Annotated in this window: 10 protein-coding genes; 3 read left to right on the top strand and 7 right to left on the bottom strand. The window is 45.4% G+C overall.

Features of this window, described 5'->3' with window-relative positions; translation table 11 throughout:
• The 4 genes from B2P60_RS07500 to B2P60_RS07485 all read right to left on the bottom strand — a co-directional run.
• On the bottom strand, nt 1-171 hold a 171-nt coding region (locus tag B2P60_RS07500; RefSeq protein WP_286740340.1), incomplete at its 3' end, for a helix-turn-helix domain-containing protein.
• Between the two features lie 88 nt (nt 172-259).
• The gene (locus B2P60_RS07495; protein ID WP_193005317.1) at nt 260-1,249 is read right to left on the bottom strand and encodes a malate dehydrogenase; all 990 of its coding nucleotides are present in this window, start codon (nt 1,247-1,249) and stop codon (nt 260-262) included.
• A gap of 424 nt (nt 1,250-1,673) precedes the next feature.
• Nucleotides 1,674-2,498, bottom strand: coding sequence for a hypothetical protein (locus tag B2P60_RS07490; protein ID WP_286740331.1), 825 nt, complete (start codon nt 2,496-2,498; stop codon nt 1,674-1,676).
• A 289-nt stretch (nt 2,499-2,787) separates the two neighbouring features.
• On the bottom strand, nt 2,788-4,908 hold the full coding sequence (locus tag B2P60_RS07485; protein WP_286740329.1) for a lytic transglycosylase domain-containing protein: 2,121 nt from the start codon (nt 4,906-4,908) through the stop codon (nt 2,788-2,790).
• A 347-nt stretch (nt 4,909-5,255) separates the two neighbouring features.
• Between B2P60_RS07485 and miaB the strand changes: the two genes are divergently transcribed.
• Nucleotides 5,256-6,752, top strand: a complete 1,497-nt coding sequence (miaB, locus tag B2P60_RS07480; protein WP_286740327.1) for a tRNA (N6-isopentenyl adenosine(37)-C2)-methylthiotransferase MiaB — start codon at nt 5,256-5,258, stop codon at nt 6,750-6,752.
• A gap of 160 nt (nt 6,753-6,912) precedes the next feature.
• On the opposite strand, the gene B2P60_RS07475 is transcribed toward miaB, so the two are convergent.
• The 3 genes from B2P60_RS07475 to B2P60_RS07465 all read right to left on the bottom strand — a co-directional run bounded on the left by B2P60_RS07475 (nt 6,913) and on the right by B2P60_RS07465 (nt 9,665).
• Nucleotides 6,913-7,641, bottom strand: a complete 729-nt coding sequence (locus tag B2P60_RS07475) for a LysE family translocator (protein ID WP_193005313.1) — start codon at nt 7,639-7,641, stop codon at nt 6,913-6,915.
• A gap of 85 nt (nt 7,642-7,726) precedes the next feature.
• On the bottom strand, nt 7,727-8,947 hold the full coding sequence (gene argE, locus B2P60_RS07470; RefSeq protein WP_286740325.1) for an acetylornithine deacetylase: 1,221 nt from the start codon (nt 8,945-8,947) through the stop codon (nt 7,727-7,729).
• A 64-nt stretch (nt 8,948-9,011) separates the two neighbouring features.
• On the bottom strand, nt 9,012-9,665 hold the full coding sequence (locus B2P60_RS07465; RefSeq protein WP_193005311.1) for a UPF0149 family protein: 654 nt from the start codon (nt 9,663-9,665) through the stop codon (nt 9,012-9,014).
• A gap of 212 nt (nt 9,666-9,877) precedes the next feature.
• Between B2P60_RS07465 and B2P60_RS07460 the strand changes: the two genes are divergently transcribed.
• Both B2P60_RS07460 and B2P60_RS07455 read left to right on the top strand, forming a co-directional pair.
• Nucleotides 9,878-10,318: a hypothetical protein gene (locus B2P60_RS07460; RefSeq protein ID WP_193005310.1), complete on the top strand. Its 441-nt coding sequence runs from the start codon at nt 9,878-9,880 to the stop codon at nt 10,316-10,318.
• A 106-nt stretch (nt 10,319-10,424) separates the two neighbouring features.
• Nucleotides 10,425-10,841 carry a cell division protein ZapA gene (locus B2P60_RS07455; RefSeq protein ID WP_286740322.1) on the top strand — a complete coding sequence of 139 codons (417 nt, stop codon included), beginning with the start codon at nt 10,425-10,427 and terminating at the stop codon, nt 10,839-10,841.
• The last annotated feature ends 55 nt before the right edge of the window (nt 10,842-10,896 follow it).

Here is a 10,896-nt window from a genome sequence, read left to right as displayed (position 1 = left end):
AGTTTTACTCGCCTTTGGCTTGATAGCCTCTATACCGCCGCTTTTGTATTGATTAATCCATCTAGAGATTATCTTTTTATCAAGTCCAAACTTCTTTGCTGTTGCGACTCCGGTATGTCCTTGCCGATAGTATGATATGACTTTGAGCTTAAAGTCCAGATCGTAACGCATAAAAATACCCCATAAGTTGTGTCCAACTTATGGGGGTCAGTTCAAATAAAGGGCTTTTTCTATATGACAACTTTAGCAGGTTACTGACTTATGGTAGCAAATGTGCAACCGCATCACGCTCTTCGCTAAGCTCTTGCTCAGTCGCAGCCATTTTCTCTTTAGAGAAATCTGATGACACATCAACGCCGTCTACGATAGACCAGTCGCCATTGCTACAAGTGCAAGGGAATGAGTAGATTAAGCCTTCCGCGATACCGTACTCGCCGTTTGAGTAAACGCCCATTGATACCCAATCGTTCTCATCCGTACCTAATGCCCACGTGCGCATGTGTGCAATAGCAGCATTAGCAGCAGAAGCCGCAGAAGAAGCACCGCGAGCTTTAATGATCGCCGCACCGCGCTGTTGTACTTCAGGGATATAAGTGTTTTCGTACCACGCGCGATCAACCAAATCTAGCGCAGGCTTGCCGTTTACAGTGCAAGCGGTTAAATCTGGATACTGAGTTGATGAATGGTTGCCCCAGATCGTCATTTTTTTGATGTCATTGACGGTGCTGTCAGTCTTTTCAGCCAACTGTGCCATGGCACGGTTGTGATCCAAGCGAGTCATCGCAGTGAAGTTACGTGGATCAAGATCTGGTGCGTTACGCTGAGCGATCAGTGCATTCGTGTTGGCAGGGTTACCCACAACCAATACTTTTACATCACGACTTGCGACGTCATTTAATGCTTTACCTTGCGCTGAGAAAATCGCAGCGTTGGCTTCTAGCAAATCTTTACGTTCCATACCTGGGCCACGAGGACGTGCGCCAACCAGTAAAGCATAATCGATATCTTTAAACGCAACATTAGCATCATCAGTTTGGACGATACCCGCCAATAATGGGAATGCACAGTCTTCTAATTCCATGACCACACCCTTTAGGGCGTCAAGAGCTGGCGTGATTTCAAGCAATTGCAAAATAACTGGCTGATCTTTACCTAGCATCTCACCAGACGCAATACGAAATAGCATCGCGTAGCTGATATTACCAGCGGCACCAGTGACGGCAACACGTAAAGGCTGTTTCATTGACATTGAATACTCCCTAATTAATTATTAGATAATTCTAATGAACGATTATCATTTTAGACATCGACTTGTTTGCCGCATAGCAGCATGTATAAACCGAGAGCTAGTGTAGCACTTCGTTCGGTAAATCGTCTAGAGACAATGAGACGCCTACTACTCATTATATTGTTACATTTTATACGTGACAGGTTTTAAAACAATCGAGGGTTTATACAGATAAAGCGCTGGAGACACTTAAAAGTTGGGTAATGTTCGCTTGTATAAACCGTATGGAGATCGGCAACAAGCTTAGCGTCGGCAGAAGATATGATCCGTTTTTACTTAAAATTACCCCAAGCAGCCTCAGAATAAACAGTAAAAGCAACTATCAAAACAACCTTAAAAGAAACTATAAATATGAAAGAGCCGTTAAAAAAAGCCATAAAAAAGATTATTTACCGCCTGAGATGACAAATTTACTGCCACAGTTGTCCACAACATCATGACAAGTACCAAAGCCGCTGCCCTCATAACAAACATGGATTTCAGTCAAGGTTTGCTGACGGCGATTGCCTGCCTGACAAACCAAGTCAATACTAGCCGAAGACATGCCCCTATTTAGGTGGGTCATTTGATTGATAAAGCGTGATTTAGAGACCGTATAGCTGTTACCAGTGTTCAACTCCGCCGGTAGTTTTAACGCACCAGCATAGTTGGTAATTTGTCGAAAGTAACTACTGGCACTAAGCGGGCTACAGATACCATAATGCTGCCATGCTTGGCTACGCACTGTTGTGTCTGGCATGACACGGTTGACGACTTTTAGTTGTAACGGTGTCAGCCTCGGTTCACTTCCACGCCCACAGCGCTCACCATACCCCATGTCCAAACCTGACACCGTTAATGAATAGCCTTCTAGACACTGACGCATACGAGCCCGCGTTGGCTGTAGGCTACATAATGCCGGCGTCATCTCAACCATTAATACACGCTGTCCGGTTTTGGCAGTGCTAGCAGCGTGTGCTGGCAGCAGCATGACACTTTGCAATATTAATAACGTGCCAATACTCATGGTAATATTCATATAGCCAGTAGGCTTTTTGCCTATCAAACCCGCGCGTGCTGGCGCTAAGAGCTGGATAGGTTTATTTTTGAAAAATATTGTCGATTGATTAAGGGTTGGGATCAGGTTGACGGGCGAACGTCCCTGCACCTGAACAGATGAGAGATGGCTCACTTTTGATAATAGGAACAGACGTAAATATTTTTTGATCATAAGGGCTGAAGGCATCTAGCAATGATAGAACATGGACTATAACTTAGATCGTAGCGCGCAAGACTAAACACGCACAAACATAAGAATAGAGCTAACAAAAAATATGGATATCGATTGATCAGCACGAATTAAAGGCACTAATTAACGCAATGGTAGCAAAACGTTTTTTTTAATCTATAGCAGAAACGTAAACATTATCATTATCGTTAGGAAACAGGCCAATATGAACATGAAAATAGACCACTAAAGATAAATCATTAGTGGTCTATGGCGCACAAAGCTGTGGCTATCAAAACGTGGCAGGAACCGTGCCCATACGCTGACTAATGGGTTGATTACGGCCTAATAAGCTACTATAAATAGTGGCGTTTTCCATCACATGTTTGACATAGTTTCGCGTTTCAGGGAACGCTATCGACTCAATATATTGGTCAGCTGCTAGTGATCCGTAAGCGGGCTGCCAGCGCTTGGCATTGTTCGGTCCAGCGTTATAGCCAGCCGTTGCTACCGCAGGTTGCTGGTTCAACCTTTTAAAAATATCACCCATGTACCAAGTACCATAACGGATATTGGTATCGCCACTGTTGGCGCGGCTGGCACTATAGGTCTCGCCCAAATGACGGGCAACGTATTTTGCAGTGTCCGGCATGATTTGCATCAGACCACTAGCGCCAACATTTGAGCGCGCCGAGGTCACAAAACGGCTTTCTTGACGCATAATGCCATATGCCCATGCAGGATCAATACCTGCCGATTGACTATAACGTACCACAGCATCTTGGTGCGGCATTGGATGCGACAGGGCCAAGCTATCGACTCTATCAGTATTATCAATGGCATAAATCGCACGGTCGAGCCAGCCCAGATCATAGGCTTGACGAGCCGCAGCTACGATTAAATTATCATCACGATTGTCACGCGCCTGCTTCACCGCCCAGTTCCACTCACGATTGGCATAGGCACGGCTGACATCCGCATTATATAAGGCAAAAGCACGAGCGAAGTTTGCATCTTGCATGACACGCGCACGGTCAGCATTACTGACATTTGGTAAATGATGACCACCCAAACGACTGGCATCAAAACGCTGACCGATTTTATCTTTTGCCATCAGTCCATAATAATCGTTACTTTTTGCTAGGTTCTGATACATTTTTTTAGCGATACTGCGCTTATTGGCATTGCTTGACTGCTCATAAGCGCGTGCCAGCCAATACTGCCACTGATTGTCTTTTTGGGTTTCACTATCCATCTTGGAGATAGCTTCAACGACATCATCCCAGCGGCCAAAGCGAATCGCCGCCATGGCGTAATCTTCCGCTTCTTCAAAGTTAAAGTCATCGTCTAAACTGTTACGAAACCAGTCAACCGCCTCAGCGCTAAACCCATCATCAGTGTTATAGTTCATGCGCTTCACCCCCAATATGCGATACGCATAACGACGGGTCTCATCATTCAACAATCTGATTGAGCGCTGGTTGTCTTGCTTGATATCAAAATCTAACTGGAGCGCGGCTTCACGATAAGACTTATCAGCCACACGTCCCAACGCATATAAATACAGATATTGGTTGGTTTGACTGGCAGGCTCACGGCCAAAACGGCTAAAGAACGAAGATGGATTCAGCTGAATGTCACTTAGTGCTGAATAAGCAATCGGCGTACCAAGACGTGATGACAATGCCATGATGTCACCCGTCTTACCGATACGTAGCATACGTTTAAGACGAGCCGCCCTATCTTGATTGCTAATCAGCGCGTTATTATTCATCTCCATCGCCAACTGCTCACACAAGGCTGGCTGTTTCATGGTCGTGAGCCAAACATCTGACTTTGCTGCCATGGCACGCATGGTATCACCGCCGTTATTAAACCCAAGCGCCACGGCACAGCGCTCGCTTGCATCAGCATTGGTAATGAGATTTGCCACTTGTCTGACAGATGCGTATTCATTAGAACCCGCTTTGGTTTCAGCAAAATCAGCCACCAGCTTTTCTGCCATCACGGTATTGGGATACTGGCGCACAAACTGTGACACAGCAGCTGCACTTTGCGAGTTTAGGTCTAAATTCATCCGCCAATAAGTCGGATACATGGCAAACAGACTGCCGCTCATGGCTTGCTCATAACTGTAAAGGGCACTCATGTCGCCGCGCTCTGCCGCAATGGCTGCCGCGGTAAATGAGCTTGCACCACTATCTTGTTGATAGCTGCGATCTTGCTGATAGCCCTCTTGATCATCGCCCCACAGCTCGGCACAAGCAACTTGCGACAATCCTAGCACACTGACTGCCGTCGCCAAGCTCAGCGCACTCACTCTTAGCCGACTTGCTTTGAGGCGCTTTGCACCATCCTTTTGATCAGTCGACTCTCTATCCTTGATGCTATGAGCAACGCGCAACTTTGTCATATTGTCTCTCTTTATTATATCACTACACATTTATAAACCACGAATTGCCGAGTACCGCTAAGGCTATGGCGCTTATCATACTATACTCGTTGCACTTTCAACCATCACCTTTACCTTTCGTTAATAAATAGGACAGCGCGGTGTAACATAGAAGTGATAGTGGCGGGTAGTTTTTACTAAAAGCGCTGCTAATCCCAGTAAACATTTGATACTGTTATGAATTATCTATGATAATGGTCCTAAATTGCCCGTGCTAATTTTTCACATTGGGAGCGGGTTGTGATAAAATACGCCACCTGTTAATCGGCTACCCCGCTATATTTTTAGTCAATCATGGACTTATCCTTATGAGTGTTACTGTATTTAATCCCCGCATTAATAATGACGCTGCTGTTGCTAAAACAACTGCTGCCGCGCCTGCTGTCACTGCACTCAAAGAACCAAGTTCAGCGCAATCGCCTGTCCACAGTACCCCTCCTAAAAAGGTCTTTGTCACCACTCAAGGCTGTCAAATGAACGTCTATGACTCAGGCAAGATGCTTGACGTACTTGGTGACTCACACGGCATGGAAGTGACACACGATATCGATGAAGCCGATGTACTCCTGATGAACACCTGCTCTATTCGTGAAAAAGCGCAAGAAAAAGTCTTTTCAGAACTGGGTCGCTGGCGCAAACTAAAAGAAAAACGTCCCGACCTAGTCATCGGGGTTGGCGGCTGCGTGGCCTCACAAGAAGGCGATAACATTCAAAAGCGCGCCCCATACGTCGATATGGTGTTCGGCCCGCAAACCTTACACCGTTTGCCAGAGCTATATGATCAATCGAACGAGCAGCGCGATGTCTCTCCTAAGAACCGTATCGGCACCATTGACGTATCCTTCCCAAGTATTGAAAAATTTGATTTCCTACCAGAACCAAGAGTAGAAGGCTATAAAGCCTTTGTCTCCATTATGGAAGGTTGCTCAAAATATTGCTCATTCTGCGTCGTTCCTTATACCCGCGGTGAAGAGTTGTCGCGCCCACTTGATGATGTATTGGCTGAGATTGACAGCTTAGCGGCGCAAGGTATCCGTGAGATCAACTTGTTGGGCCAAAACGTCAATGGCTATCGTGGCGAAAAAGACGATGGCAGTGTCTGCCGCTTCGCCGAGCTATTGCACTATGTGTCGCATGTCGATGGCGTTGAGCGTATACGTTATACCACCAGCCACCCGCTCGAGTTTACCGACGATATCATTGACGCTTATGCCAAGCTGCCAGAGCTGGTGTCACACTTACATCTGCCCGTACAAAGTGGCTCCAATGCGATTCTGGCTGCTATGAAGCGTAACCACACCATTGATGTCTACATCAATCAAATTAATAAACTAAAAGCCATTCGTCCTGATATCCACTTGTCTAGCGACTTTATCATTGGCTTCCCAGGTGAGACAGATGAACACTTCCAAGAAACGTTGAACTTGGCAAAAGAATTAAACTTCGATCACTCTTATAGCTTTATTTATTCTAAGCGTCCGGGAACCCCAGCCGCAGAGTTGCCAGATGATGTCAGCTTCACGACCAAAAAAGCACGCTTGGCTGAGTTTCAAAAGGTTATCATCGACTCGACACTTGCTAAAACGCATGAGATGGTGGGTACCACAACTCGCGTGTTGGTTGAACAAATTGCCAACCGTCACCCTGATTGTTTAATCGGTACGGCAGACAATACACGTACGGTTATGTTCCCGTACGATGAAGAGCAAATGAATGAGCTGCTCGGTAAAATCGTTAGTGTCCGCGTTACTGATTTTGTCAGCCCGCATATGGTGAAGGGTGAGCTAATCGAGGTATTGGCTTAAATGTTTAAAAGCTGAGTGTGCATCAATAAAAAAGCCGTTCACTATTATAAATATAGTGAACGGCTTTTTTATCGCCAGTTCGAAGTGTGCTCGCTCACATAAAGCTGTAAAAATCTCTCATAATCGTCCTGTGTCGCTCTCAAAATGAATCGACTATATTTTAAACCATAAAACTGTTTATAACTTCAGCCAATAGCGCAGCCGCAATCACTATAAATATGACACCGCAACCACGGTTAAGCCAAGCCAAGCGACTGCCAACATCCAGCCAGCTTGCCAGCTTCTTACCGCCTAGGGTGTAAACGATCTGCCAAATCGTCTCACTGAAAAACAATCCGATGGTCAATAAAATGTATTGTGGCCATAACGGCGCGCTAAAATTGATAAACTTGGGGAAGAAAGCAGCAAAGAACAAGATGGCTTTTGGGTTGGATAAAGACACCCAAACACCCGTACGAAACAACGTCATATTACTTGGGGCAAATGTAACCGCAGCACTAGAGAGCGAGCGCGGTTTGGGGGTATCAGCTGTAGCTTCGTCATAGGCAAGGTAGTCAATGGCGACTTCCTCGCTCATCTCGCGCGCATCCTTCATCAAGCTACCACCAGCATCACGCCACGAGCTGATCCCCAAATAAATCAAATAGGCCGCTCCTACCGCTTTGATCACCGTCAGCAACCAAGGCGATTGGCGACTGATAACATCCAAACCTAGCAAAGTTGAGAGCAGTAAAATAAACAAACCAAGACTCAAGCCCGCCAGCGTCCACAGCGTACGCTTCACGCCATAATTCATCCCATATTGAAACGCTAATAGCATGTTCGGACCTGGGGTCGCTGAAATCAAAAATGTACTTGCAAAAAATACCGCAAACAGATGCCAAGACATCAGCCAACCCCTACGTCGTTATTTATAAAAAATGTTAAGCAATCGACTACCGAATATCAAAAATGGACAGCGCGCTTTTTATAGATTACTTGAGCGTACAGCTTGTGAGCAACTTCTGTAAAAATTCATCACAGCGTGCCACTTCGCTAAGCTCAACATACTCATCCGCCTTGTGAGCTTGTTCAATACTACCAGGGCCACAAATAATCGTTGGAATACCTGCATTGGTAAACTGACCACCTTCCGTCGCATAAGCCACTTTGTGACGGTCATCATCCCCCGTTAGAGCCGCTATTAACGCTTGTAGCTCAGCGCTATCGTTATCGGTCATAGCCGGCACGCTTTCTTCTTGCATCAGCTCAATCCCTGTCTCTGGGGCACGCGCTTGCATTTGTGCGCTCAGCTCTGCCACCTTTGCTTGGATCGGTGCTAATATATCGTCTTGCGTCATATGCGGCAAATTGCGGTAATCAAAAGTAAACTCACACAGATTGGGCACAATGTTGGTCGCTGTACCACCGTGGATGGTGCCGACAGATAAGGTCGAATAAGGCACATCAAACAGCGCATCATTGTCTTCGCGACAACTTATCTCTTCTGCCAAAGTATCGACGTATCCGATCAAACGGCTGGCATAGCTGATGGCATTGACCCCTTGCGCCGTCAGTGATGAATGCGCAGACTTACCATGTACACGGCAACGATAAACAGCAATGCCTTTATGGGCGACCACCATCGCCATATTGGTCGGCTCACCCACGATGCAATAATCAGGCGTAATACCGCGCGCTTTTAGATCAGCTAATATCAAGGGTGCACCTAAGCAGCCCACCTCTTCATCAAATGACAACGCCAAGTGCAATGGACGACGTAGCTGACCACTGTTTGATAACTGTACAGCCTGTGGCAGTAGCGTCAACGCACAAGCGATAAAGCCTTTCATATCACAAGCGCCGCGCCCGTATAGCTTGTCACCACGGATCGCCGCGTTAAAAGGATCTGATGACCACTCTTGACCATCAACTGGCACCACATCCGTATGCCCTGACAGTACCAGCCCATTGTCCACTTTATCCGCGTTTTCTCCTGCTGGCACGGTCACAAATAGATTGGCTTTATTTTTGGCCTCATTGAAGGTCAAATCTACCGTTAGACCCAAATGCTCACAGTAGCCTTGCACATCTTCAATGAGGTCTAAGTTTGAGTGCCGACTGACGGTATCAAAGCCAATCAAACGGGTTAGCCAATCGATGCTTTGTTTAGGGTAAGACACATTTTTTAGCTGATTCTTGTTGAGAGAAGTCATGAAATATCCTTATCACGATGTAAGATAAAAAAGCGAGTCTTTTTGTCTTATCAAATCACATCATCTACGATGGATTATTTTGGTTCATCGCATCAACGACTGGTGGCATTGGTTTTGGCAGCTTACCTTCTGCTTGTAGCTCTTGAGTCGTTTTGGCATCGAGAGCAAGTCCAGAGATGAGGGCGATGTCTTTGACTGGCTTACGCTTACGAGTGGCAAAGCTCACTGGCACCATACGCGCAAACTCATAGATATATAGATAGGACTCTTCACCACCTTCAAAATCTTCATCGTCTTCAAGGCGTATCGCGCCAATTTTGGCCAAATCCGAGAGCATCTCATTTTCTTCACTGGTGAGACGGCAGTCGGTAATGCCAAAGCCGGTCATAAAACCATTCGCCCACTGTTTCAATGCCATCACGCGCTCGTATAAATCGTGTTCATCATCAGGTATCAGCGGCATATAAGAATAGGCATCATCTTTGTCTTTAAGCTGAAACACGGTATCTTCCGCTTCTTCAGCCAATAAGGTCAAAGCAGGCTCTGGTAATGGCGCAAAACTCAACTCCTCAAACACCTTCGCCCATACCTTTTCGTCAGGGGCATTACAAGCCGTCATCAGCCCTGTCATCAAACCGTGTACCTCACTGATAGACACATCAGTCCAGTCATCAAAAGCGGTCAGCCAAGTATTCCAGCCAGATATATTGTCATTCATAATAGATGTCCTAGTGATTGATTATTGCTGAAAAAATAGAAGTAGACGCCGTGCAATGTCACTGACAAAACCACGGCTAGTAACCGTAAAAAGACCAAGCCTAATACGTGTAATTACTTTGTTGATATAGATATTATGCGGTCACCTATGGCATTATTAAACGCAGAAAACAAAATTCATCCACGCTTACTTGTTAAGGATAAAAACTGACTATGTATGATCAACTTAAAATATTAGAAAAAATGGTACTCGACATCAAAAAACAGTATCAGCTTGTCAGTGCTGAACTTAGCAGTCTTAAACAAAACCCTGTTACTGATCCTCAAGAGCTTGCCGCCCTAAAAACCAAGCTCAATACCAGCCATACAGAACGTGACGGTGCCAAAAAACAACTGAACGATCTCGATAAACGCTACCAAAACCTTGCAGAAGCGCATCACATGATTGGTGAAGAGCAAGACAAGCTGCAAAAACAGATCAGCCAACTACAACAACAAAACAGCGAACTGCAGCAGCAAAATAATGAGTTAAAGCAGCAGTATCACGATATCAAACAACAAAATAGTGAACTACAAAAAAAGAATCAACTGGCCGCTGAGCGCACACAGGTCGTATTAAAACGCTTAACCCGTATCGACCAAGCAGAAGGTTAATGAGTCGTCAAAATAGATAAAAACCCTATCCTTTATCGAATGGTGCCACTCTATTTTTACTACCTTATACCACACCCTTTACTGACTAAATATTGTAGGATTTATCATGACCGATGACCAAAGCAAACTTATAGAAAAACAGCCCAAAAACCCTCAAATCAAAGACAACCAAGCACAAAGTACAGGACTGCAATCGCAGCCGACTAATAAAATGACCAAAAACCCTGAACCCCAAATCAAAAAAGTAGACATTGCAATTGCGGGCGTGACCTATCCAATTTTTTGCCCCGTACACGAACAAGAGGAGCTGCTTTCAGCGGTCTCTTATATCAATAACTATACCCTTGAACTAAAAAGAGACGCCCCTAGCCTCAGCCAAGAAAGCATACTGGTACTGTGCTGCTTAAATCTGTATGAGAAAATCGACGCAAATAAAAGAAGTGAGGAAGATCGCTTACAGCAAAACAAACAGTCTGAAGCCCTACTCAATAAAATCATGAAAGACGCACAGTCGATTTTGTAAGCTGATAGTGATTTCTTAAACAGATAAGCGCCTAGCCAATCAAGCTAAGCGCTTT

This window comes from Psychrobacter sp. UBA3068, assembly GCF_002366815.1.
GTDB lineage: Bacteria > Pseudomonadota > Gammaproteobacteria > Pseudomonadales > Moraxellaceae > Psychrobacter > Psychrobacter namhaensis.
The sequence above is the reverse complement of the archived record's forward strand: the minus strand, read 5'-3'. Positions and strand labels throughout refer to the sequence as shown.